Annotated in this window: 23 protein-coding genes; 10 read left to right on the forward strand and 13 right to left on the reverse strand. The window is 57.8% G+C overall.

The window, feature by feature from the left end; genetic code table 11:
• Positions 1–25: 25 nt before the first annotated feature.
• On the forward strand, positions 26–1048 hold the full coding sequence (locus ACTQ0H_RS07610; protein WP_441538596.1) for a helix-turn-helix transcriptional regulator: 1023 nt from the start codon (positions 26–28) through the stop codon (positions 1046–1048).
• Entirely contained in the window at positions 1035–1952 is a 918-nt protein-coding gene (locus ACTQ0H_RS07615) for a helix-turn-helix transcriptional regulator (RefSeq protein WP_441538594.1), read from the forward strand. The genes ACTQ0H_RS07610 and ACTQ0H_RS07615 overlap by 14 nt, the downstream gene beginning before the upstream one ends.
• Here ACTQ0H_RS07615 and ACTQ0H_RS07620 read toward each other — a convergent pair.
• The gene (locus tag ACTQ0H_RS07620) at positions 1949–4843 is read right to left on the reverse strand and encodes a helicase C-terminal domain-containing protein (protein ID WP_441538592.1); all 2895 of its coding nucleotides are present in this window, start codon (positions 4841–4843) and stop codon (positions 1949–1951) included. The genes ACTQ0H_RS07615 and ACTQ0H_RS07620 overlap by 4 nt on opposite strands.
• Positions 4837–5802, reverse strand: coding sequence for a D-alanine--D-alanine ligase family protein (locus ACTQ0H_RS07625; protein WP_427748142.1), 966 nt, complete (start codon positions 5800–5802; stop codon positions 4837–4839). Before ACTQ0H_RS07625 ends, ACTQ0H_RS07620 begins: the two co-directional genes overlap by 7 nt.
• Before the next feature lie 85 nt (positions 5803–5887).
• On the opposite strand from ACTQ0H_RS07625, the gene rlmN reads away from it, so the two are divergent.
• On the forward strand, positions 5888–6940 hold the full coding sequence (gene rlmN / locus ACTQ0H_RS07630; RefSeq protein WP_441538591.1) for a 23S rRNA (adenine(2503)-C(2))-methyltransferase RlmN: 1053 nt from the start codon (positions 5888–5890) through the stop codon (positions 6938–6940).
• A gap of 192 nt (positions 6941–7132) precedes the next feature.
• Here the strand turns inward: rlmN and ACTQ0H_RS07635 are convergent, their stop codons facing one another.
• The 9 genes from ACTQ0H_RS07635 to rpmH form a co-directional block, all read right to left on the reverse strand.
• Complete coding sequence (locus ACTQ0H_RS07635) at positions 7133–7387, reverse strand: hypothetical protein (protein WP_441538589.1); 255 nt, start codon at positions 7385–7387, stop codon at positions 7133–7135.
• Positions 7377–8255 carry a ParB/RepB/Spo0J family partition protein gene (locus tag ACTQ0H_RS07640; RefSeq protein WP_427795191.1) on the reverse strand — a complete coding sequence of 293 codons (879 nt, stop codon included), beginning with the start codon at positions 8253–8255 and terminating at the stop codon, positions 7377–7379. Before ACTQ0H_RS07640 ends, ACTQ0H_RS07635 begins: the two co-directional genes overlap by 11 nt.
• Positions 8256–8274: 19 nt before the next feature.
• Complete coding sequence (locus ACTQ0H_RS07645; RefSeq protein WP_441054678.1) at positions 8275–9075, reverse strand: ParA family protein; 801 nt, start codon at positions 9073–9075, stop codon at positions 8275–8277.
• 130 nt (positions 9076–9205) lie between these two features.
• A complete protein-coding gene (gene rsmG / locus ACTQ0H_RS07650) occupies positions 9206–9943 on the reverse strand; it encodes a 16S rRNA (guanine(527)-N(7))-methyltransferase RsmG (protein WP_441538587.1) in 738 nt (245 codons plus the stop codon).
• A 96-nt stretch (positions 9944–10039) separates the two neighbouring features.
• Positions 10040–10609, reverse strand: coding sequence for a Jag family protein (locus tag ACTQ0H_RS07655; RefSeq protein ID WP_154516793.1), 570 nt, complete (start codon positions 10607–10609; stop codon positions 10040–10042).
• A 44-nt stretch (positions 10610–10653) separates the two neighbouring features.
• On the reverse strand, positions 10654–11424 hold the full coding sequence (locus ACTQ0H_RS07660) for a YidC/Oxa1 family membrane protein insertase (protein ID WP_427717906.1): 771 nt from the start codon (positions 11422–11424) through the stop codon (positions 10654–10656).
• 29 nt (positions 11425–11453) lie between these two features.
• Entirely contained in the window at positions 11454–11678 is a 225-nt protein-coding gene (gene yidD, locus ACTQ0H_RS07665) for a membrane protein insertion efficiency factor YidD (RefSeq protein ID WP_154516787.1), read from the reverse strand.
• Positions 11675–12013 carry a ribonuclease P protein component gene (gene rnpA, locus ACTQ0H_RS07670; protein WP_154516785.1) on the reverse strand — a complete coding sequence of 113 codons (339 nt, stop codon included), beginning with the start codon at positions 12011–12013 and terminating at the stop codon, positions 11675–11677. Before rnpA ends, yidD begins: the two co-directional genes overlap by 4 nt.
• Before the next feature lie 20 nt (positions 12014–12033).
• Positions 12034–12168 carry a 50S ribosomal protein L34 gene (gene rpmH / locus ACTQ0H_RS07675; protein WP_019127408.1) on the reverse strand — a complete coding sequence of 45 codons (135 nt, stop codon included), beginning with the start codon at positions 12166–12168 and terminating at the stop codon, positions 12034–12036.
• A gap of 345 nt (positions 12169–12513) precedes the next feature.
• Between rpmH and ACTQ0H_RS07680 the strand changes: the two genes are divergently transcribed.
• The 7 genes from ACTQ0H_RS07680 (at position 12514) to gyrA (ending at position 23628) form a co-directional block, all read left to right on the forward strand.
• A complete protein-coding gene (locus tag ACTQ0H_RS07680; RefSeq protein ID WP_441538585.1) occupies positions 12514–13890 on the forward strand; it encodes an ATP-binding protein in 1377 nt (458 codons plus the stop codon).
• Positions 13891–13905: 15 nt separating this feature from the next.
• Complete coding sequence (locus tag ACTQ0H_RS07685; RefSeq protein ID WP_441538583.1) at positions 13906–15609, forward strand: DnaA ATPase domain-containing protein; 1704 nt, start codon at positions 13906–13908, stop codon at positions 15607–15609.
• A 238-nt stretch (positions 15610–15847) separates the two neighbouring features.
• The gene (gene dnaN / locus ACTQ0H_RS07690) at positions 15848–16951 is read left to right on the forward strand and encodes a DNA polymerase III subunit beta (protein WP_427729028.1); all 1104 of its coding nucleotides are present in this window, start codon (positions 15848–15850) and stop codon (positions 16949–16951) included.
• 9 nt (positions 16952–16960) lie between these two features.
• Positions 16961–18067 carry a DNA replication/repair protein RecF gene (recF, locus tag ACTQ0H_RS07695; RefSeq protein ID WP_441538581.1) on the forward strand — a complete coding sequence of 369 codons (1107 nt, stop codon included), beginning with the start codon at positions 16961–16963 and terminating at the stop codon, positions 18065–18067.
• Complete coding sequence (locus ACTQ0H_RS07700) at positions 18054–18617, forward strand: DciA family protein (protein ID WP_441056457.1); 564 nt, start codon at positions 18054–18056, stop codon at positions 18615–18617. Before recF ends, ACTQ0H_RS07700 begins: the two co-directional genes overlap by 14 nt.
• Positions 18618–18721: 104 nt before the next feature.
• Positions 18722–20752 carry a DNA topoisomerase (ATP-hydrolyzing) subunit B gene (gene gyrB, locus ACTQ0H_RS07705; RefSeq protein ID WP_441048774.1) on the forward strand — a complete coding sequence of 677 codons (2031 nt, stop codon included), beginning with the start codon at positions 18722–18724 and terminating at the stop codon, positions 20750–20752.
• Positions 20753–20937: 185 nt separating this feature from the next.
• Positions 20938–23628: a DNA gyrase subunit A gene (gene gyrA, locus ACTQ0H_RS07710; RefSeq protein ID WP_441538608.1), complete on the forward strand. Its 2691-nt coding sequence runs from the start codon at positions 20938–20940 to the stop codon at positions 23626–23628.
• Positions 23629–23776: 148 nt separating this feature from the next.
• On the opposite strand, the gene ACTQ0H_RS07715 is transcribed toward gyrA, so the two are convergent.
• Both ACTQ0H_RS07715 and istB read right to left on the reverse strand, forming a co-directional pair.
• On the reverse strand, positions 23777–24358 hold the full coding sequence (locus tag ACTQ0H_RS07715; RefSeq protein ID WP_441538606.1) for an IS3 family transposase: 582 nt from the start codon (positions 24356–24358) through the stop codon (positions 23777–23779).
• Positions 24359–24446: 88 nt separating this feature from the next.
• Positions 24447–24942, reverse strand: a 496-nt coding sequence (gene istB, locus ACTQ0H_RS07720; protein ID WP_441548030.1) for an IS21-like element helper ATPase IstB, incomplete at its 5' end; no start/stop codon positions are given.

A 24942-nucleotide genomic window follows, 5' to 3' on the forward strand; every position in this document is an offset into this window, starting at 1 on the left:
AATAACCTTCCCATGCGAGGATTCTATGACGGTAAGCGATATGACCGTGACAAACAAAACAAATGCGCCAGAACCCGGTTTCGACAAAACCGCCCAGCGTATCCTCAACCTTTTCTTTGTCCTCAACAGTTCCCCCGAGCCCGTAACTACCGAGCAGATCGTGCTGGATTCTGACCTAGGCTACGGATCGGGCAACGTCGACTCGGATAAGCGAAAATTTCGCCGCGACCGCGACAAGCTACTCGAGCGGGGCATTGTGATCAAGGAAGTTCGCGCCGCGGGTGCCCAGGAGACCGAGGAGAGCGCCTGGACAATCGACCGTGAGCATACGTTTGCCGCGGGCGGCTTGATCACCGCAGACGATGCCGACATTCTGCTAAACGCTATCGATCAGACCCTCATCACGGGCTCTTCGGCCTTTGCGACCCCGCTCGCCGACATACGCTCCAAAATTGCCTATCTTACCGGCGAGACGAATACGGCCGAGCCCCCCGTTCTTCACTCGCCGACGGTCGATGCGGTATGGAGCGCGTTTGCCGACCGATGCGCGCTGCGCTTTTTGTATCAAAACGGACGGGGTGAGCAACGACAACGCACTGTTTGCGTCTACGGCATGTTCGAGCGCGAAGGAACGGCCTACTTTTGCGGCCTAGATGACGCCACCGGCAAAATCAGAACCTTTCGCTGCGATCGCATCGTTCGTGCGTGGCGTCCATCGCGGGCCTACGCCATTCCCGCAGACTTCAATCTCAACGATTACCTCTTCTTTGAATTCGATTTCTCCGATTGCCAGCCCGTCACGGCAACTTTCTCGTTTGCTCCGCAGGCTCAATCCGACATGGTCCACGGCCTCACACGTGGGCGAGGAAGGCTCGAGCACGCCAAAGACGGCTGGACCTGGACCGTTGACGTTCGCGACCTGAATGCGGCGGCGTCATTTTGCATGGAACACAGCGTTGACGGTATGAGGCCCGTAGCGCCCAACGAACTCAAGCAGGCGTGGAACCGCCTCATCGAAAGGACAGTGAGCGCTCATGGCCGTGCGTAAGCTCACCAGCGAACAAAGGCTCTCGCGCTCCATCGACATTATGGAGGCACTCTATGCCGCCGGCGAGGCGGGCATGACGCGAGACGAAATCTGCAGTCGCTTCGATATCTCCGGAGCTTCGCTCGACGAGATCATCGGCATCATCTCGACGCTCGCAGACCGCGAATCGGGCGCGCGCATCATTTGCGAATGCCACGATGAACGTGTGGTTCTCATCGGCGATGCGGGCCGTGTGCTGCCGCTTCGCCTGAGTGCCGCCGAGGGCGCCGTACTCAACCATGAATTGGAGTCACTCGGAATCGAGGAGTGCGCGGCGGCGCGTATCCGGCGCGCACTCCTTCCGGCGGAACTCGGATACAACCAACGCGTTGACGATACCGTCGCCCGCGGATCTTATTGGCAGCAACTCTGCTGTGCAATTCAGGATGGCGTGCGATGCCTCGTCACCTACCGCTCCCTGGACGACCAGCATCCACGCAGGCGATTGATCGACCCCCTAAAGATCACGACCAACGGCGACCAAACGTACCTGATTGCCTGGGATGTCGAGGCAGACGGGCAGCGCTCCTACCGTATGGACAAGATCGAGGAGCTTCTGCTGACGGAGGACTCCGTCGTGCGTCACACGACCGAAAACACGTCCCTGCACGATTCCCTTGCACAGGCAAGCCAGAGCGTTAAGCTCCTGATGCCGCTCGATATGGCAGAACGCGTGAGGTGGGCAGGTATCAGGTCAATTAAAGCCGATGGGGAGGGTACGGCAAGCGTGACCGTTTCCTATAGCTCCGAAAACTGGCTGTTTAGCCAGATTATCGCAGCGGGCGGAGCCATCCGCATCGCAGACGACCCCGCCCTTTCGAAGCGCCTATGTGATGCCGCCGAGGCAATGGCCTTCCGTTCTTAGCGATGGCGTTCGTGCGCTTGGCGCCATAACTGAAGATAGTGGCCGATCTGCGCCGTTTCGATGCGCTGATACGAGCTGGTAGGCAGCGATGTCAGAAATTTCTTGCCGTAACCCTTCGTCACCAGACGCGGGTCGGCCAAAATCAACACGCCGCAATCGGTCGATGAGCGAATCAGGCGACCGGCCGCCTGCTTGACCTCGAGAACCGCCTCGGGCAGCGAGTAGCGTACCCAGGCGCGGTCCTCGCGCAGATTGCGCTCGCACGAGAGAGGATCGGTGGGGCTCGAGAATGGCAGCTTGGGGATAATGACGCATCTCAGCGTCTCGCCGCTGGCATCGAAGCCCTCCCAAAAAGCCTTGAGAGCAAAGAGCGACGAGGTCGACTCGTTGATAAAGCGATCGCGCAAGCGACGGGGAGACGAATTGCGCTGCTGACAATTGAGTTCCAGGCCGGCACGCGCCAGCTTGGGCTCAACCCGAGCGTACAGGTCTTCCATATCGCGGCGATTGGTGAACAGCGTGAGCACCGACCCGCCCATGGCAAGATGGGCATCGACCAGTACGCGCTCGAGCGCGGACAGATAGCCCTCGCGGTCGCGAGGGTCGGGAATGTCCCCCGCCACGACTACGGCCATGTTCGAATCGAAGTCATAGCTCGAATCCAGATGTAGTGACGAGGATGCCGAAGCGGCGATGCGATCGAGGCCTACGGCATGGTTAAAGTGCTCAAAGCTCTTGGACACCGTCATGGTTGCCGAGGCAAAGATGGCCGTATGTACCTCGGGCAGCCACTCGTTCGCCAGGGCCTCGCCGATGTCGATGCGCTCGGCGGTCATGGATTCTCCGCCCGCACGTAGGCGGCGGTTGACCTGCAGCGAGTACACATAATGCTCGTCGGTGCCGTCAATGATGAGCTTGAGGTTCTCGGCCAGCTCGTGCAGACGGCGCGAAATATCGCCCAGGTCGACGACGACCTCGGGTTTATCGGCAACGACAGCCTGCACCAGCGCGGCAACATTTTTATCCGCCTGCTCCAGGGCATCGATAGCAGCGCTGGCAGACTGCAAGAAGTCATGCCAGTCATCCGACTCGCGCAACTCGGGGCCAATCCACAGATTTGCGCTGTCGTAGCCACCGCGGGCGCGACGGCCGAGCTCACGCACGCCGTCAAACACCTCGGCGAGTGCCATGCTCGCGCGTGCGACCGTAGACGTCGCCTTCGCGGTGAGCCCCAGATAAAGCGTGGAGCCTTCGGATGTCGACAAATCACGAGATACCTGGCTCAATGCACCGGAGCTCGACCCGCCAAGGCGCTCAAATAGCACGCGAGATTCGTCTGCCGAGACCACGCGCGCCCACTGGCGGCGCGCCTCGCGCTCGATGGAATGGGCCTCGTCGATTACCCAGTGGCGGATGGGAGGCAAAATTCTCCCTTCGGCCGCAACGTTGCGAAACAGCAGGGAATGATTTGTGACCACAACATCGGCATGCGCCGCGCGACGACGGGCACCGTGGACGAGGCATTTATCGGGGAAGAACGGACACAGGCGGCGAGCGCATTCGCGCGAGGCCGTCGTAAAGTCGGGACGGTTGACGCTGCGCCAGCGAATGCCGAGCGAATCGAGGTCACCATCGGCAGATTGGCACACATACGCCATGATCACCGCAACCGCTGTGAGCGTGTCGGCAGGATCGCGCTTGGTGGTAATCTCGGCCTGACTTCGGCTCATGCGCTCGAGTTTGCGCAGGCACGGATAGTGGTCATATCCCTTGAGCGCACAGAATGACAAGCCTCCGTCCAGCTGTTCGGCGAGTTTTGGCAGCTCGTGGTACATAAGCTGATCGGCAAGATTATTCGATTTGGTCGCAATGCCAACGGTAATGTTGTTTCGGCGGGCGGCCTCGGCAAAGGGCACGAGATACGCCATCGATTTACCGACGCCCGTACCGGCCTCTATCACGCGATGCGTATCCGTAACCAACGCGTCGCGCACCTCGAGCGCCATGGCAATCTGCTCGTCGCGCGGCTCATAAGTGGGATACATGCGATTGACTAGACCACCGGGGGCATAATCCGCCTCAATCTCTTCGCGGCTCGGCATGTTAAGAACCGGCAGCTCGTCGGCATCCACGCGATCATCGGCGCGATCGGCCTTGAGCACGTCGGCGCGGGCGGCGGCAAGCGAGAAAATCGAGCCGGGGTTTTGACCTGCCAAAAAAGAGAAAATGGGACGATAGGACCAAGGAACATCCGCGTGCATATCCGCCAGACGCGCCATAAGGCCCTGCGGCAAGTCCGTAAGGGCAACCAGCAGCACGCGCCACACCCCACACAGGGCATCGACATCCGCATTTGCACGGTGCGACACGGAGTCGCAGCCAAACAGATCGGCCATAAAGGACAACTTGTGCGATGCCAGGCGCGGCAGCGCGATACGGGACAACGCCAGCGAATCGATCCAGATGTCGCTGACGTTGACACCGCCCTTGACCGATTCGATGAATGATCGGTCAAACGTGGCATTGTGCGCGATAACCGGGCACCCGCCCACAAAATCGGCGAGCGCAGCCACGGCCTCTACAGCCGAGGGGGCATCGGCCACATCGGCGTTTGTGATGCTTGTGAGCTCAGTGATTTCGGCAGGGATCAGCTGCTTGGGATGCACAAACGTGTCAAAGCGGTCAACGACCTCGCGGCCCGAAAGACGGGCCGCGGAAATCTCGATAAGCTCGTTGTCCTGGACCGAAAGACCCGTGGTCTCGGTATCGAGGACGATAACATCCTCCTCGATAAGGCCAAACGATTGTGTGCGGGCACGCTCGGCGAGCGTTGCATAGGAATCAATGACAAACCGCGGCGTTCCAGGAGATACAGCATCCTCGATTAGCATGCAATGCCCGCTCGACGGAGACCCATGCGAATCAGACTGTCACAGACCTGCGGGAAGGTCATGTCTTTGGTATGACGAATCTCGTCCGGATACAGCGACGTATCGGTCATACCAGGAATCGTATTGGTCTCGAGGATGACGGGGCCGTCCTCGCTCACGATAAAATCGCTGCGCGAAATGCCCAGACAGCCGAGGGCTTTGTGGGCCGCACAGGCTAGTTCCTGGGCACGAGCATAGTTTTCGGGCGAAATCTGCGCCGGAATACGGTGGATATCCGTGGGATCGACGTACTTCACATCCAGGTCGTAGAACTCACAGTCCTCAGGCTTGCGAATCTCGACGATCGGCAGGGCGCGCACGTCATCCTCGCCGTAGACGCCTACGGTAATCTCGGTTCCCTCGATGCACTTTTCGACCAGCACCTTATCGCCGTACTCAAAGGCCTTGGCGATGGCGGCAGGCAGCTCAGAGGGCTCGTGTACCAGGGAGATGCCGTAGCTGGAGCCGTTGACGGCGGGCTTTACAAAGCAACGCTCGCCGCAAATCTCAACGATGCGATCGATATCAACCTCGTCGCCCGCCTCAAGCGCCAAACCGGGGGCAATGGGGATGCCCGCCTTGGCATACAGAAGCTTTGAAACCTCTTTATCGGCGCCACACGCACTGGCGAGCACACCCGACGCCGTATAGGGGATACCCAGCGTCTCCATGGCTCCCTGCATGGCGCCATCCTCGCCGCCGGCGCCGTGCATGGCGATAAACGCCACGTCAAAATCGCCAGTTGCCATAGTCACCATAAAATCATCGGCAGCCGTATCGAGCAGCTCCACCGAAGTGTAGCCAGCCTCCTTTAGGGCCACCACGACGTTCTTTCCTGAATTGAGCGAAATCTCGCGCTCGGCGGAATGGCCGCCCGCCAAGACCGCTACGTGCATGTTCTCTAGGCTTTTACCCGGCATGGGCAGACTCCTCCTCTATGATTTCTGCAGCTGATACCATATTGTAGCGATACCCCCTACGTTTCCCCAAAATCGAAAGGCTTCCATGAATCCCAGGACTAAATCTCAGGACATTCGCGACTTGAGCCAAAACGATATTCGCGAGCTCGTGGCCGAACTCGGCCAGCCCGCTTTCCGCGCGAAGCAGCTCATTGAATGGGTTTTTGAGAAGAACGTTTGTTCGTTTGACGATATGACCAACCTTCCCAAGGCTTTCCGCGAGCAGTTAAAGGAGGCCTTTGCCTTCGACACGCCGACCGAGCTCACCAAGCAGGTGTCCAAGGACGGCTCTCGTAAATACCTACTCGAGTACCACGATGGCATTTCTGTCGAGACCGTCGGCATGCCCCGTCGTAACAAGCTCTCTGTCTGCGTATCCACCCAAGCCGGCTGCGGAATGGGCTGTGCTTTTTGCGCTACCGGTCTCAACGGCCTCAGGCGCTCGCTGACCGCCCAGGAAATCGTCGACCAGGTACTTCACGTTTCCAATGATTTTGGCGAGCGCGCGACAAGCGTAGTGTTCATGGGCCAGGGCGAGCCTTTTGCCAACTACGATGAGGTTCTTAAGGCGCTGCGCATCCTTAATGACCCCGACGGTATCGGCATTGGAGCGCGCCATCTCACCGTGTCTACCAGCGGTGTTATTCCTGCCATCCGTAAGTTTGCCGACATTCCCGAGCAGTTCACCCTAGCTGTCTCGCTGCACTCCGCTATCCAGTCCACACGCAATAAGCTCATGCCCGGTGTCAAGAAATACACACTCCTGCGCCTTCACGAGGCACTGCAGCTCTACACCGAGAAGACCGGCCGCCGTCCGACATACGAATATGCCATGATCGAGGGCGTCAACGACACCAACCCCGAAATGCAGGCACTCTGCGACTTCTGCGAGGGCACGCTGTGCCACGTCAACCTGATTCAGCTCAACGATATTGAGGGCAGCCCGCTCAAGCCGTCACCGATCCATAAGGTAGAAGACCTTCAACGCCGTCTTGAGTCCCGTGGTATCGAGACCACGATCCGCAACTCTCGTGGCAACGATATCGATGCGGCTTGTGGCCAACTCAAGCAGCGTTTCAAAGTTCAGAAGAACGCGTAGGGGAGACCAGCCTAAACGTTTCATGTGAAACATCAGAAAGCCCCGGTTGCTTAATTGCAACTGGGGCTGTTTCATATTCATCGATTATCTGCATCATACGATTGTCCAGCATTATTTAGGACGATATTAGGGATCCCTGTACTGGTGATCAGACAAGGAACCCTTCAGAATAGATGAGTCATTGTTAGGTACCTAAAGGCCTACATTTTCCCATTGATGATTAACCCAATCTTGGTTGATCTTGGGATTCTTAGTCATCTGAGCCGTACGCATGGCAACGTCCTCGGTCATAACATCCATTTTCTTTTTTGAGGTATCAACGATATCCTGCGCTCCGCGAAGTAAACGACCACGCAATTCATCATCTGTCGCAATCTTATAACCGGCAAAAGCGCCAACTGCAACAGTAGCAGCCAAAGCGACAGCAGTCAGAACTTTATTCCTCATCCTGACCTCCTTGATCAAACTGAATGATTTCGCCAAGAATGCGAGAGAGTTCCTCTTCATCCTTAAATTCAATCTCGATCTTGTTCTTGCCGCGCGAGCTCTTTACGCGAACGTTCGTGTTAAACACCTGACGCAGAACGCGTGCCGCCTTCTTAAAAGACTGAGGCGTTGCGGTTCGAGGCGTTTTTGGTGTCTCTCCGGCAGAAAACAACGGAGCTAGATTTTCTGTCGCGCGGACGGACAATCCTTCCGCAACAACCTTCTCAGCTAACTTAATGCGTGCATCTTCGTATGGAACTGCAAGAATTGCACGAGCATGGCCAGCAGTCAGTTTACCTTCAAAGATCATCTGCTGAACAACCTCTGGAAGATCAAGTAGGCGCAGCGAATTGGTGATTGCAGAGCGAGACTTGCTAACAGCCTTCGACAAGGCCTCTTGAGTCATACCACTCGCATCGATGAGCTGTCGATACCCCTTAGCCTCTTCGACGGGATTGAGATCAGAGCGTTGCAGATTTTCAATCAATGCAAGCGCAAGCATCTGTTCATCATCAACATCTTTTATGATGACAGGAACTTCCTCAAGTCCAGCGAGCTTAGAAGCCTGATAACGGCGCTCACCCGCGATAATCTCATAGCCATTACCGTGCTTGCGTACAAGAAGTGGCTGAAGAACACCATGCTCCTGAATCGACTCACTCAACTCTCGAAGCTCGGTCTCATTAAAATGAATTCTGGGTTGGTTGGGATTCGGAACGATATCTTCGATTGGAAGTTTAGTTTCCGAAGCAGTATTGGATGCGGACGTCGCAGATCCACCGGTCTCATATTCTGCTTCGGAGACCAATGCATTGAGTCCGCGACCCAAACCGCCACGCTTCCTAGGACTAGGCACGCTTGATCACCTCTTTGGCAAGGTTCATATACGCCTTTGCACCCTTATTTTGCGGCGCATATGTAATTACCGGCTCACCGAACGACGGTGCTTCTGATATTTTAACCGTACGCGGAATCAAGGTCTTAAATGCCTTATCGCCAAAGTACGACTGCACTTCTTCGACAACCTGATTTGAGAGCGATGTTCGCGAATCATACATCGTCATAAGCACGCCATAGGTATCAAGGCTCTTATTTAGGCGTGTTTTGACCATCTTCATCGACTCAAGCAGCTTCGTGACACCTTCGAGTGCGTAATACTCACACTGAATCGGAATCAGAACACTGTCCGCCGCCGTCAACGCATTAATGGTCAGCAAGCCAAGTGAAGGCGGACAGTCAATAAATATAAAATCAAACTCATCCTTAACAGGCTCAAGCAGATCTTTCAAGCGTGTTTCTCGTGCAATTGCGCTTACAAGCTCAATTTCGGCACCTGCAAGCTGGATAGTAGCCGGAATTACAAATACTTTACTGCAATTTGTATCCAGAACAAGCGATTCAGCCGGAACATCATTCAGCAATGCATCATAGATACAGTTATCGAGTTCTTCTTTTTCGATTCCAAAGCCGCTCGTGCTATTACCCTGTGGATCAAAATCGACAATCAGCGTCTTTCGACCCAGTTCACCCAGTGCTGCTGCAAGGTTTACTGCTGTGGTGGACTTACCCACACCACCCTTTTGATTGATGATTGCAATGATACGCGTGTCTTTTGCGCTCTTCGAACGCTTAACGTCGCGAAATCCCACGGTCCCTCCTGGTGTATTTTAAGCTGTTAAACGGAGGATGTTTCACGTGAAACATTCCGATTCATCATCTGTTATGTTTCACGTGAAACATAACAAGTAATCACTATCCATTATGTTTCACGTGAAACATCTAGGCAAGCGGATTCTTCTTCGCCATGCCATTAGCACGTGGAAGCGAGATAGCTGCCGGACGAGATTTTTTTAGAATGATAAACTCGCGATGACCCAAGCCATTTGGCAAATCTAAATCATCTGTCATAAGTGTGGTGAACCCGCATATGCTAGCGGCGGTTAGACCAGACTGAAGTTCGACGTCTGACGGGTTTCCCTTAGTGATAACAAAGAGACCACTATCTATTAGAAATGGTGAAGCGTACTCGACGAGAACTGGTAACGGTGCAAGTGCACGAGCAGTAACAACAGCAAACTGTTTCTTATGGCTTCGGGCATATTCTTCAAGACGATCATGAACCGCGTGAGCATGCTTGAGACTGAGAGCCTCAACAAATGAGTTAACGGCATCAACCTTCTTGCCAACCGAATCGATATAGGTAGCCTTACGTCCGCTAGCAATTGTCAAAGGGATACCGGGAAACCCAGCACCAGTACCCATGTCTAACAAAGCGCCTTCTGGAGCTATGTCTATATAGGGAAGCAACACAAGCGAATCAAGAATATGAAGAACAGCCGCATCTTCGATATTTAGGATGCGCGTAAGATTGGTGGTCTTATTAGCCTCCAAAACGAGATCAAGATGCTCAATACAGGAGCGTAGGGCATCATGGGAGACCTTCAAAGAATAGTCTTCGCAATACGAAATTAGACGACTAAGCATCTGACTTGTCTGCTCATCGGTTAGTACAAACAAGACAAACTCCTATCTGACAAAAATCAGTGTATCAAGAACTTTTGACAAAAAAAGGGGACGTGGAAACCACGCCCCCTTAAGATAAGCTCGTTTAGGTTATCGAGCAACAATCACAACATGACGATCGGGGTCAGAACCCTCGGAATGCGTGTCGACGGCATCGTTGCCGCGAAGAGCAATATGAACCAGACGGCGCTCGTAGGCATTCATGGGAGGAAGCGAAACGCTTTTGTGGGTGCGAACTGCCCGCTCGGCAGCAGACTGAGCCATAGAGGCAACTTTGTCCTGGCGGCGGCTCTTATATCCCTCGACGTCGACGACAACCGGATACCTAAAGCCAAGCTTGCGGCTCACCAACAGCGAGAACATAACCTGAAGGGCATCAAGGGTGCGACCATGACGACCAATTAGGACGGCAAGGTCGGGAGCCGTTACATCAAGAATCAGTTCGCCCTCGTCGCCCTCATACTCATCGATAGGAGAGTTGGCGGCGTCGAAATGCGAAAGGATGGAACGAAGAATAGAAATCGCAACATCGGCAATGGTGTCGAGCTCTTCATCCGTAAGCTCTTCACCAGCCTTGTAGCGCTGTGCAATCTCGAGATAATCGCCCGCGGCCTGCGGGGCAACCTCCTCAAGCATATCCTCGACGATCTCTTCAGACATAACGTACTCCAAAAGTTAGGTACCTAAATAAGATTACTATACCGCTACTTCTTCTTGTGCGGGCGCGGCTTCTTCTCGCGACGCGTGACCTCAACCTGCAGCGGGGCGTTCTTAAGACGCTCCTCCTCTTCGGCCTTAGCCTTCTCGATAACCTTCTGCGTCACAAAGATCTGCTGGATGACCTGCCAGGCAGAAGACACGTCGTAGTACAAAAGAACACCAACGGGCAGGCTCCAACCCATCCAGAGCATCATGACGGTCATGACGACGGCCATCATACGCATGCTCTGGGCCTGCTGACCAGTCTGATTGCGCGACATGTACAGCTGCGGAATCAGGGTCAGGACAGCAAACAGAATCAGGCAAACCAGCGCAGGCAGTGCGACCATAAAGCCATCGGCAAAAGAGGCACTCGGCGTGGTAGTCAGATCGGGCAGAATGTTGAAGAACGAGAAGGTGCCCTCGTTAAAGTAATGCGGCAGGTTGCGCAGAAGCGTAAACAGGGCGATGAGGATAGGCATCTGAATCAGAAGCGGCAGGCAGCCGGACAGCGGATTGAACTTGTTCTCGCTGTAGAACTTCTGCATCTCCTCGGCCTGACGCTGGGGATCGTCGGCGTAGCGCTCCTGGATCTCGAGCATCTTGGGCTGCAGCACCTGCATACGGGCCGTCGACTTGGTCGACTTGAGCATGAGCGGCGTCAGCAGCAGACGGACGATGACCACCAGGATAATGATGGACAGGCCCCAGTCGACCGCAAAGGTCTGGATGAGCTTGAGCAGCTCGAAAAGGATGTTAACGATCCAATCCCACATGTAATTTTTCCTCCGATAGCGAGTGCCCGCTAGGGCACAGGGTCATAACCGCCGACGTGCAGGGGATTGCAGCGAGCGATGCGCCTCACGGCAAGCCAGCAGCCTCTACAAACACCGTATTTCTCGATAGCCTGGACGGCGTAATGAGAACACGTTGGATAATAAATGCAGGCGTCAGGCAATAAGGGCGAAATGACCTGTTGATATATGCGAATAGGAGCGATGGCAACACGTCGCAAAACGTGATTGCTCATCGCTCCTCCCCGGCAACGCCGGCGCGTATCACAAGCGAACGCAATGCCTCGTTCATCTCCTCCGGCGACGAGATCCTCGTCTTGGGGGTCGCGAACAAGATGATGTCATAACCCGCAACGGGAAATCCGCAGCTGCGGGCGGCCTCGCGCATCACACGCTTAGAACGATTGCGCACAACTGCGCAACCGAGTCGTTTAGCACCAACGAAGGCGACCCTTCCAGAGTCGCCTTCGCCAACCGATTCACATATGGTCATTCGAATCAGAGGATGATTGAAACGACGCCCCTGACTGAACACATGCTCGAAATCTTGCCGAGACTTAATAGTCTTCATGCGAGATGTGTGTATCGCTGCTAGACAGTGAGACGCTTGCGGCCCTTGGCGCGGCGACGGGCGAGCACGGCACGACCACCCTTGGTGGCCATACGGGCACGGAAGCCATGGGTCTTGGCACGCTTACGCTTATTAGGCTGATACGTACGCTTCATCTTAAGTTCCTCCTGCTGCATTTCGAGTGTCCGCGAGGGCGCGGACGCAGATATAGACACGTGAGCTTGAAGATTGTAGGGAAATCAATGTTCAAATGTCAAGAAATCAAAGGTAAAAGGTTGCGCAGTTCACACGGTTCCGCCATAAGCCGGATGAGTTTTTGAGTATGACTCCAACTTTTCACGATATTTCACCGAGTTTTCAACAGGTCATGTTGCCAATGTTGAGAACTTTTCGCCCATTTTCCAAAGTTTTCAACATATTTTGAAAACTTGTCGAAAGATGAGAAACATTGCGCGGTGAGCTACTATTTATCCGAAACCTTTTGAAAGATTGCGAGCGGCATGTCTGACGACTTTTACACCATGGTCGATTCCGGTGACCCGGCACCCGACAACGAGCACATTAACGGCGTACGCGAAGAGCGCAAAGAGGGCGAGCAGACATCGAAACAGACACCGAAAACCATGTATGCGGCGCGCATCGCCGTCTATGACGACATGCTTTCGACCCCGCGCGTGATCGTCATCGAGCCGCAAGACATCCGCACGTATCTGGAAGAGACGACTAACACCGTCTACCAGTGCATGAAAGAGCAAGGCGGACACATCTCACTCATGGTTATCCGCGAGATTGTCGAAAACTTTATCCACGCCCACTTTGCCGAGCCCATTATCTCGATCCTGGACGGCGGGGAAACTATCCGCTTTGCCGACCAAGGTCCGGGCATCGACGACAAAGAGCGCGCCTTCGACTTTGGCGTGACCAGCGCAAACAGCAAGATGAAGCGGTATATACGCGGCACCGGGGCAGGTTTTCCCATGGTGCAGGAATACCTGGAAAACGCCGGCGGGGCAGTCTCCATCGAAGACAACATGGGCAATGGCACCGTCGTCACGGTGAGCCTCGACCCCAAGCGCGTGCAGGAAATTGAGCGCGCGGGAGGGCGCGGGGCAGCCGTGCGCCCCGAGGCCCAGGGGTCGGAATACCCACTGCCGGGAGCATTTCCACAGCAAGCAATGATGACTCCGCAGCAAACCATGGCCGCGTCCTCACTACAACAGCCCATGGCTTCGCAGCAGATGCATCAACCCGGCATGCCGCCCATGCAGGACCCCCAGCCCGCGGGACAGACGACAACTCAAGGCTCGGCAGAGTCCATGGTCCCGGCCGATTTGGATGCAGCCGTGATGCAGCAGGTGACGGGCATGCAAGGAGCTCGGCAGATGGGCTTCCAACCGTACCCGCAGGCATATCCGGGACAATATATGCCGCAGCAGGGATACTCCCAGCAATATATGCAGCAGTATCCCCAGGGCTATCAGCAGCCGTATCAGCAGATGCCGCAGCCGTACCATCCCTGGGCCCAGCAGATGCCGCCGCAGCCATACCAACAGTGGCCGCAAAGTTTTCAACAGCCGATGCCAACCATGCAGAGTTCTCAACAACCAGCAGCTCAAATGATGTATCCTAATGCGGCGAATCAATACGCACAGCCGCAACCGGACGTATTTGTGAGCGAGCGCGGCAACGCGGCGCTGGGATATCTGGCTCAAAACCAAGAGTGCGGCGCCACCGACCTGGCGCGAGCATTTGGAAACTCCGCGCCCACGTGGTCACGCACACTCAATGACTTGGCGCAGGCCGGCTTGGTAATCAAACACGGTCAGAAATACCATCTGACCGAACTCGGCAGCGCTCGCGTGCGTGCCCAAAGTTAAGGAACGGGAGAGACAGTGGACGAGGAAGCAAGCATCATCCTGGAGGATGCCATCGCCTTTTGCCAGCGCGACGGCCAAGATGCACGCCTCATCAACATGTTGGGGCAATCGCGTGCCGTGAGCCTGACCGAGGACACCTTGACCATCGAGGCACCGTCGCGCTTTGCCATTGCGCAGCTCAAAAAGCACCAGCCGACTATCGAGCACTACCTAGAAGAGATTGCCTTTGCGCCGATCGCGCTCAACATCGTGGCCCCGCAGGGTCCCACGACAGGCGCCACGGGGGCGGCACCCGTCACTCCCCCTTTGACGACCGTCGCCCCCGTGGCGGCTCCGGAGACCAATGCGAGCGATGTTTCCCGTGAAACCATGCCCCACGCAACAGCCGCGCCGGTAGCAACCGCCCCCAGCGTTTCACACATGCCCGTCGCGCACGACGCGGCGCCGGGCGAAGAACCGGGCGTCGCGATTAAAAACACGCTGTCGGCCGACGATTTCCGCCGCATGATGAATCAGATGAAGGGCGTGACACCCGCCAAGAGCGCAAAACCAGTCTCGACATCGCCTGTGAGCGTCCCCACGGCTGCTGCGGCGGGCGAGCAGAACGCCGATGGCGCGCCCCTCGTGGCCAACTCAAAATTCACCTTCGAAAACTTTGTCTACGGCCCCGAAAACAGCCACGCCTATCGTTCGGCGCTTAAATTCGCCGCACTCGCAGACGAACGCGGTACTTGCACATCCCTGTTCATCTATGGCAAATCGGGCTTAGGCAAGACCCACCTGCTGCTCGCTATCAAAAACGAGCTCGCCGAGAAGTCGCCCGAGATCAAAGTGAAATACGCCAACTCACAGGCATACATCGATGATCTGATGACAGAATTCGACCGCCAAAAGAAGAGTAACGCTCCCATCATGCAGGCATACCACGGCGTGGACGTGCTCATCATCGATGACATCCAAAACATCATCGGCAAGCGCGCGAGCGTGGATTACTTTTTCCAGCTCATGGACGAGTTTATCCGCAACAACAAGAAGGTCGTGATTGCCGCAGACCGTGCGCCCAAGGATCTGAACATGGACGAGCGCCTGACCAGCCGCTTTAACGCCGGCATGCTCTGCTTGGTAGCAGAGCCCAGCTACGAGATGAAGTACAAGATTCTGCAGCGCTATTACGAGAACACGATCGCGGCGGCGCCCGAGGCGGGCGACGACTCGCTGCTGGCGGCCTACGGTGGCGACAGCGGACATCTGACCGACGAGCACTTTAAACATATGGCGGAGGTATCGGGCACCAACATCCGTGAGCTCGAGAGCTTCTGCGAGCGCTGCGCCGGGGAGGCGGGCGACCGCGAGCGCGAGGGTAGCGAGCTGAGCTTCGACGACATCGATGCCATCGCCAGCCAGTACTTCGACACGTCGGCCAAAAAGATCAACGTGCAGACAGTTCAGTCTGTTATCGAGGAGCAGTACGGCGTGACGCATGAGGAGCTCATTGGTCCGCGCCGCAATGCCAATATCGCCAAGGCTCGCCATATCGCCATTTACCTAGCGATCGAGATGTGCGAGATGACAACCACCGCCGTGGGTGCGGAGTTTGGCAACCGCAACCACTCGACCGTCAGCACGAGCTACAAAAAAGTCCAGAAGATGATCCAGGAAGACCGGACCGTGACCGAGGACCTCAAATCGCTACGGGACAAAATTACACTGCGCTCGTAGGGAAATAGGCACACCTGTTGAAAACTTGTCGAAACCGCGGGCATAAGGTGTCTAAAACCCAGCCCGCTCCGATGAAAAGTTTTGCGCAGGTTTTGAACGTGGAAAACGACCCCTGTTGCACACAGGGAACTGTCGATTCTCTTTTTGGGTTTGACCTGCATGTTTGGGAGTAATCAACAGTTTCGTCAGTACTATTACTATTATTAAGATATTTATATCTATAGAAAGGTATTAAAAGATGAAGTTCACCGTCAGCCAGAGCTCGCTTACGCAAGCAATCGGCGTCGTCATGAAGGGTGTCGCTTCGGCATCCACCCTCCCTATTCTGTCGGGCGTGCTCATCAAGGCACAAGACGGCATCTTGGAATTCCAAACCTCTAACTACACTATCTCGATTCGTCACCGCATCGCGGCACATGTGGAAGAGGAAGGTGAGATGGTAATCCCCTGCAAGATGCTCTCCAACATCACCAAGACCCTTCCCGATGCCCCAGTTACCTTTGAGCTTTCGGAGCGCCAGGTGCTGATCGGTTGCGAGAAGAGTTCCTTCCGCCTGAATACGCTCGATGCCAACGATTTCCCCGAGTTCCCGGCCTATGCCATCGAGAGCGCCGTTGAGCTCCCGACCGACATTCTGTCCGAGATGGTCAGCCGCGTGTGGCGCGTCACCTCGACCGACAAGGCCCGCCCCATCCTGGGCGGTGTGCATATGAGAGTCGAAAACAACACCGTGCGCCTGGTGGCGACCGACTCCTTCCGTCTGGCCGTGTGCGATACGCAGGTGGAGACCTCGACGCTCGAGGGCTCCTTTGAGCTCAACGTGCCGGCCGATGCCTTCAACGACGCCCTGAGCATCATGGCGAGCCAGGCGACCATTATGATCGGTGCCACCGACACCCAGGTTGTCTTTGAAGCCGGCAACACCACCTACGTGTCGCGCCGCATAGAGGGTATGTATCCCAACTACAAGCAGCTCATCCCCGATTCGTGCGTAACGAGCGTCAAGATCGACGTGGCGGCTTTTAATGCCGCCCTCAAGCGCGTGGCGGTCATCGCGAGCGCCAACCCCGCCGTCAAGTTTGAGATCGATGTCGAGAACGGCCAGATGGGCCTGTCCTCCATCTCCAATGACCAGGATCTGGCGCAGGAGACGATCGATGTCGAGGCCGAGGGCGAGTCGGGTACCATTGCCTTTAACTACCACTACATCTTTGGCTGTCTCAACGCCCTGTCCAAGGAGAAGGAGATCACGCTGGAGCTCAAGAGCTATTCGCAGGCCGGCATCTTTAAGTCCTACGACAAGATCAACTATCTGTACCTGGTCATGCCGGTGCGCATCTAGCGGCGCCCTATGGCCATGTTCGCCCGCGATCTTTCCGTCGCGCGCTACCGCAGCTTCGATAGCTATCGCCTGGAACTGAGCGATGGCGTGACGGTGCTCGCGGGGCCCAATGCGGCGGGAAAGACCAACCTCATAGAGGCGCTGCAGCTGCTAACGAGCGGCGCCTCGTTTAGGCATTCCACTGCCGTCGAGCTTGTGCACGACGGCACGGGTTTGTGCAAGGCCGAGCTTAGGCTCGAGGGCGATGGCCGCGTGCTGGACATGGGCCTATGCGTGGAGGACGGTAAGCGTTCGTTTAGCCGCAACGGCAAGCGATGTGCCGCCTCTGGTGTGCGCGGCGTGCTGCCGAGTGTTTTGTTCTGCCCCGATCATCTGGATATGGTTAAGCGCGGTGCCAGCGTGCGTCGCGCCGCGCTCGACGACTTTGGTGTGCAGCTGAGCGCCCGCTATGCCGATCTGGCAAGCGCCTACGGCCGCTGCGTGACGCAGCGCAACGCCCTGCTCAAAGAGACATGGTGCTGCCGTGAGATGCTCGGTGCGTGGAATGAGTCGATTGCCCGCGCCGGATCGGCCCTGCTGGTGCACCGCTTGGCCCTGCTCGATCGCTTGGCCGCCCACGTGCGCAATGCCTACGGGCTGGTTGCGTCCGGGGAGGAGGCCGATGTGGCCTATGCGTCCACGTTGGGGGAGCTGCCCCAGACCGATGACCGCGAGGAGCTGAGGGGCTGGGCATACGAGCGCATGCTCGCGGCGCTCGACGAGCGCGCCGACGAGGAAATCCGCCGCGGCGTGACACTCGTGGGTCCGCACCGCGACGAGATTGAGTTTTCGGTCGCCGGCCGCTCGGCGCGCTCGTTTGCCAGTCAGGGTCAGCAACGTACGTTGGTTCTGGCCTGGAAGGTGGCCGAGGTGGCCGTAGCCCGCGATATTCTGGGTACCGCCCCGCTGCTGCTTTTGGATGACGTGATGAGCGAGCTCGACGGCGATCGCCGCGCCGCTTTTTTGCAGCTGATCGGCGACGACATCCAGACAGTCATAACCACCACCAATTTGGGATACTTTACCGATGAGCTACTTGATCGAGCCAAGGTGGTGAGCATGGGTGAGGCATGCTAATTACGAGCGTGAGAACGGCACGGCTGCCTTCAGTGACTTTTTGGGTGCCGAGCGCCAGCGCATCTTGGCGTCGGCTACGCCCGAGCGTCGTGCGCAAATGGAGGCCGCCGAGGAATCGCGCGCGGTCTACCGTGCTTGGAACGCGGTGTGCTCGGGCACGCGCGAGGGCCGGCACGTGACGGGGCTGCGTTATCTTCCCGAGTCCAACGAGCTGCTGGTGTATCTCGATTCGCCCTCGTGGACACAGGAGATGACACTTTTGCGCGAGATAATCCGCGCACGCATGGAGCGTGCCGGCGCGCATGTGGATGGCCTGGTATTTAAGACGACCCGTCCCGGCCATACGCCGCCCGCGGCAAAGGAGCGCCTGCGCCCGGTCGCGCCCCCGCGCCCGCCCGCGCCGCATGCCGACCTGAATGAAGCCGAGCGCGCCGAGATCGAGCGCCAGGTGTCGCCCATCGAAGACCAAAAACTGCGTGAGGCCCTCCAGAACGCCATGAGGGCCAGTGCCGAGTGGGCCAAGGGCGTGCAAAGCAAAAAAGAGTCTTAAATCGCATCTGGTGGCCTTGTATAGGCAAATACCCTCGTCCCCGAGGGTATTTTTTACGATAAAATAGTAAGGCTATACAGATTTTCTTAACCGAAGGAGGACGTGTGGCAAACGAAAACGATTACGATGGCGGCGAAATTAAGATCCTCGAGGGTCTCGAAGCCGTCCGTAAGCGCCCGGGCATGTATATCGGCTCGACGAGCGCCAGCGGTCTGCACCACCTGGTGTGGGAGATCGTTGACAACTCCGTCGACGAGGCCATGGCCGGTTTCTGCACCGAGATTCAGGTGACGGTCCACGCCGACAACTCCATTACGGTCGTCGATAACGGGCGCGGCATCCCCGTCGACGAGCACCCTGTCAAAAAGATTCCGACGCTCGAGGTCGTCATGACGATCCTTCACGCCGGCGGTAAGTTCGATAACTCGGCCTATAAGGTTTCCGGCGGCCTGCACGGCGTGGGCATCTCCGTTGTCAACGCCCTGTCCAAGCGCGTGGTCGTGCAGGTGCGCCGCGACGGCAATATCTACGAGATGGAATTCTCGCGCGGCAAGACCGTCAAGAAGATGGAGGTCGTGGGCGCCTCGGATTCGACGGGCACCACCGTCTCCTTCTGGCCCGACGACGAGATCTTCGAGACCTGCGTCTACGATTTCGATACACTGCACAATCGTCTGCAAGAGACGGCGTTTCTCAACAAGAACCTCAAGATCGTGCTGACTGACGAGCGCGAGGCGGCTCCCCGCGTGGAGGAGTTTTGCTACGAGGGCGGCATCATCGACTTCGTCAAGTTCCTCAACGACGGCAAGGACGTCCCCGAGGCCTTTAAGGAGCCCATCTACATTGAGGGCAAATCGGACCCGGATGCGCCCGTGGCCAAGATGGGCGAGGTCGAGGTATCCCTGCAGTGGAACGCCGGTTATGGCGAGAACGTCATGTCGTTTGCCAACGACATCTACACCCCCGAGGGCGGCATGCACCTCGAGGGCTTCCGCACCGCCCTCACCCGCGTGATTAACGATTACGCCCGCAAGCAGAACCTGCTTAAGGAGAAAGAGGCCAACCTGAGCGGTGACGACGTGCGCGAGGGTCTCTCGGCCGTCATCTCGGTCAAGCTGCCCGATCCGCAGTTTGAGGGCCAGACCAAGGCCAAGCTCGGTAGTTCCTACATGCGCGCGCTTACGCTCAAGATCGTGACCGACGGTCTTGCCGACTACCTCGAGGAGCACCCCAAGCCCGCCCGCGAGATCGTCAAGAAGGCGCAGCAGGCCTGCAAGGCCCGCAACGCCGCCCGCAAGGCGCGCGAGGCGACCCGTCGCAAGAGCCTGCTCGAGACGGCGTCGCTGCCCGGCAAACTCGCCGACTGCTCGGTGCGCGATGCCGAGCTGACCGAGCTCTTCATCGTAGAGGGCGACTCGGCAGGCGGTTCGGCCAAGGACGGCCGTCGCCGAGACATCCAGGCGATTCTGCCCCTGCGCGGCAAGATTCTGAACGTCGAGCGCGTGGGCGACCATCGTGCGTTCTCGAGCGACACCATCCAGTCGCTGATCACCGCGATCGGTTGCGGCGTCACGACGAGCGCCGGCGACGGCGGCGACTTCGATATCACCAAGGCGCGCTACCACAAGATCATCATCATGACCGATGCAGATGTCGACGGTGCGCATATCCGCATCCTGCTGCTGACGTTCTTCTACAAGTACATGCGTCCGCTGATCGATGCCGGCTATGTCTATGTTGCCTGCCCGCCCATCTTTGGCATTAAGGTGCGCAACAAGATCCACTACGTGTATCCCAACGGCCGACAGCCCGAAGACGAGATTCTGCGCGACACCATTCAGAGCCTGGGCCTGAACCCCGACGACAACGACGAGGACGGCAAGGCCAAGGATGGCAAGATCACCAAGAAGCGCAAGGGCTATACCGTCCAGCGCTACAAGGGCCTGGGTGAGATGGACCCCAAGCAGCTTGCCTCGACGACGATGGACCCCAAGACCCGCATTTTGCAGCGCGTGACGATCGAGGATGCCGTGGTGGCGGACCGTGCCGTACGCGAGCTCATGGGTTCCGAGGTGGGCTATCGCCGCGAGTACATTGAAAAACACGCGCATGATGCACGCTTCTTAGATGCCTAACCTGTTCGGCTTTCCCAGCCACCGCACCTTCGCCCTCAATCGTCGGTCGCGTACCCAAGTACGCTTCCATCCTCTTTCGGGCGAATCTGCGGCACCTGGAAAAGCCGTCTCCGTGGTAGGGAACTAATGGACCACGCAAACCATGAGGAGGTAACGTGGCAGACGATATCAACAACAACGAGGGTATGGACGAGGCCGGCGACGCCGGTATGCCCGATGATCTGAAGCGCCTGCTCGCCCGCGCCGAGCAGGGCGAGGACGGCGATCCGGATTCCTACAACCCCGATGTCGAGGATGAAGAGGAAGAGGATGACGACGCCGAGCTCGAGGAGAGCTTTGGCGCGGTCGATCGCGGCGCCTCGGCCGGCGAGGACATCAACGGCGGCCAGCTCCAGATTTCGGAGTTTGGCCGCGAGATGAAGCAGTCGTTTATCGAGTACTCGATGTCGGTCATTACGGCACGCGCCCTGCCGGACGTGCGCGACGGCTTAAAGCCGGTGCACCGCCGCATCCTGTACGCCATGAACGAGAGCGGCATCTACCCCAACCGCCCGCACAAGAAGTCGGCCTGGACGGTCGGCGAAGTTATCGGTAAGTACCACCCCCACGGCGACTCCGCGGTCTATGAGACCATGGTTCGTCTGGCGCAGTGGTTCTCCATGCGCACGCCGCTTATCGACGGCCACGGCAACTTTGGCAACATCGACGGCGACGGTGCCGCAGCTATGCGTTACACCGAGAGCCGTCTGGCAAAGCCCGCCATGGAGCTGCTCCGCGACCTGCAGAAGGATACCGTCGACTGGCAGCCCAACTACGACGAGTCGCTCGCCGAGCCCGTGGTACTGCCCGCACGCTTCCCCAACCTGCTGGTTAACGGCAGCCAAGGCATCGCTGTAGGCATGGCCACCAATATCGCCCCGCATAATCTCACCGAGGCGATCGAGGCCACCTGCTACCTGATCGACAACCCCGACGCCACCGTCGACGAGCTCATGCAGATTATGCCCGGCCCGGACTTTCCCACCGGTGCCATCATCATGGGTAGCGCCGGCATTAGGCAGAGCTACGAGACCGGCCGCGGTTCCATCACCGTGCGTGCCAAGGCCCATGTGGAGTCCACCAAGACCGGCCGCAGCCGCCTGGTCTTTACCGAGATTCCCTACATGGTCAACAAGGGCACCCTGCAGGAGAAAATCGCCCAGCTCGTAAACGACAAGCGCATCGAGGGCATCTCGGATATGCGCGACGAGTCCAACCAAAAGGGCATCCGTCTGGTCATTGAGCTCAAGAAGGGCGTTATCCCGCAGGTCGTACTTAACAACCTGTATAAGTACACCTCGCTGCAGACCACCTTTGGTGCCAACAATCTGGCGCTCGTCAATGGCGTTCCTAAATGCCTGAGCCTGCGCGAGATGCTGCAGCACTACATCGACCACCAGGTTGACGTAGTCACCCGCCGCACCCACTTTGACCTTAAAAAGGCCCAGGCCCGTGCACATATCCTTGAGGGCTACCTTATGGCCCTCGACCATATCGACGAGGTCATTAGCATCATCCGCTCCTCGCAGACCGATTCCGAGGCCAGCAGCCGCCTGATCGAGCGTTTTGGCTTTACGCCCGAGCAGACCACGGCCATCCTCGAGATGAAGCTGCGTCGCCTGACCGGCCTGGAGCGCGACAAGATCCAGGAAGAGCTGGACGGCCTGCGCCGTGCTATCGCCTACTACGAGGACCTGCTGACACACGAGGAGAAGATTCTGGGCGTCATCAAGGAAGAGATGCGCGAGATCTCCAAGAAGTTTGGCGACAAGCGCCGTACCGAGATCAGCCAGGTCGAGAAGGATCTGGACGTCGAGGACCTCATCGCCGACGAGGACATGGTCGTGACCATCACCCACACCGGCTATGTGAAGCGTATCCCGGTGGCCGCTTACCGCGCCCAGAAGCGCGGCGGCAAGGGCGTGTCGGGCGTCAACCTTAAAGAGGACGACGTTATCGACGAGATGTTTATCGCGTCCACCCACGAGTATGTGCTGTTCTTCTCGAGCAAGGGCAAGGTCTACCGTCTGAAGGTGCACGAGCTGCCGGTTGGTACGCGCCAGGCGCGCGGCACCGCAATCGTCAACCTGCTTCCCTTTGAGGAAGGCGAGAAGATTGCGAGCGTCATTAGCTGTCGTGAGTTCCCCGCCGATGAGTACCTGATGTTTGCCACCAAGAAAGGCATGGTCAAGAAGACCGTGATGAGCGCCTATGATCGCAGCCGCCGCGATGGCCTCATCGCCATCAACCTGAGGGACGACGACGCGCTGCTCGCCGTGCGCCGCGTGCGCGAGGGCGACAAGATCATCATGGCCACCACTGCGGGCAAGGCGATCATGTTCCCCGAGGACCAGGTTCGCGCTACCGGCCGCGACACCAGCGGTGTCCGCGGCATTGGCATGAAGGACGGCGTGAGTGTCCTGGGCATGGAGGTCACCAACGGCGAGGGCGACCTGTTTGTCATTACCGAGTGCGGCTACGGCAAGCGCACGCCGGTCTCGGATTATCCGGAGCAAAACCGCGGCGGCCAGGGTGTCTACACCATCCAGATGACCGAGCGCAAGGGCAACCTTGCGGCCATGAAGGCGGTCGGCCCGCAGCACGAGCTGTTTATCGTGACGGAGGGCGCGACGGTCATTCGCGTCAAGACCGACGAGATCAGCCAGACCGGTCGAACCACGCAGGGTGTCAAGATGATGACCGTCGACGACAACGACCGCGTATGCGCTGTGGCCCGTATGGATGCCACCAAGGAGAAGGACGCCGAGGGCGAGGATACGGCGGAGCCTGCGGAAGACATTGTTGAGCCTATGCCCGAGGTTATGGACGAGGCATAAAAGAGCTTCTGACGCGGGGCATATAAGCCAAGATCGGGGCCGGGTGCAGTTCGAATGGACTGTGCCCGGCCCTTTTGTATCTCGTTAAAGAAAAAGCCCGCCCCCAGTGATGAACTGCGCCCCAAATCTTGGACGCCCTAAATAGCGACTAGGCCGCAAGGGCCTGATTCCGGAACTCCTCCGGGGTCAGGCCCTTCAATCTTACCTGCCTCCGGCTCGTGTTCCAGTGGACTATGTATTCCTCCAGGTCGCGTTTGAAATCCTCGAACGTCTTCCACTCGCGGCCCCTGTAGAACTCGTCCTTGACGTGGCCGAAGAGCTGCTCGGTGGCGGCATTGTCGATGCAGTTCGCCTTCCTGGACATGCTCTGGACGATGCCGGCGGCCTCGAGCCTGGATGTGTACGAGGCGTGCTGGTACTGCCAGCCCCGGTCCGAGTGCATGGTCGGGGTGGCGCCCTCGGGGATCTTGGGCAGCAGCTCGTCGAGCATCCTCGCCTGCTGGGCCATGTCGGGCGTGGTCGATATGTCGCTCGCCACGATCTCCTTGGTGCAGAAGTCCAGCGTCGGGGCCCAGTAGGCCTTACCGCCAGCCACCTTGAACTCGGTGACGTCCGTCCCCAGCTTCTGCCACGGGGCCCCGGCGTCGAAATCCCTCGCGATCACGTTCTCGAACGTTCTGCCGACGACGCCCCTGTACGAGTTGTACCTGTGGTAGGTGTTAGCGTCAATCTATTTTTCACCAGTTTCGCTAAACAGGCGCGCCGTTCGCGCAAAGGCGGTTTCACCGGTTGCGCTAACGTATTTTCACCGATTCCGGTCACGGCTTGACGGGGCCGTCCCTCGGCAGGTCCTTCAGCCTGTAGGACCTGCCGGTTATCTTGACCAGGTGGCAGTGGTGGCACACCCTGTCCGCGATCGCGCTCGCCGCCACGTCGTCCCCGAACACCCTGCCCCAGCCGCTGATCCCCACGTTGGTGGTGATGATCGTCGAGCGCTGCTCGTAGCGCGTCGATATCAGCTGGAACAGCAGGTCCGCGCCCGCGCTGCCGACGTCGAGGTAGCCGAGCTCGTCGATGATCAGCAGCCTCGAGTGGGCGTAGTACCTGAGCCTCTTCTTGAGGATGCCGCGCGACGAGGCGTCCTCCAGGTCCTCGACGAGCCGGGCGCAGTCCACGAACCTGACCTCGCGCCCCGCCCTGACCGCCTCGATGCCCAGCGCGACGGCGAGGTGCGTCTTGCCCACGCCGGGGCTCCCCACGAACAGGACGTTCTCGGCCCGCTCGACGAACCTCAGGGTCGCGAGCTCCTCGATC

The sequence above is a fragment of the Collinsella sp. LCP21S3_A3 genome, from assembly GCF_052118905.1.
GTDB lineage: Bacteria > Actinomycetota > Coriobacteriia > Coriobacteriales > Coriobacteriaceae > Collinsella.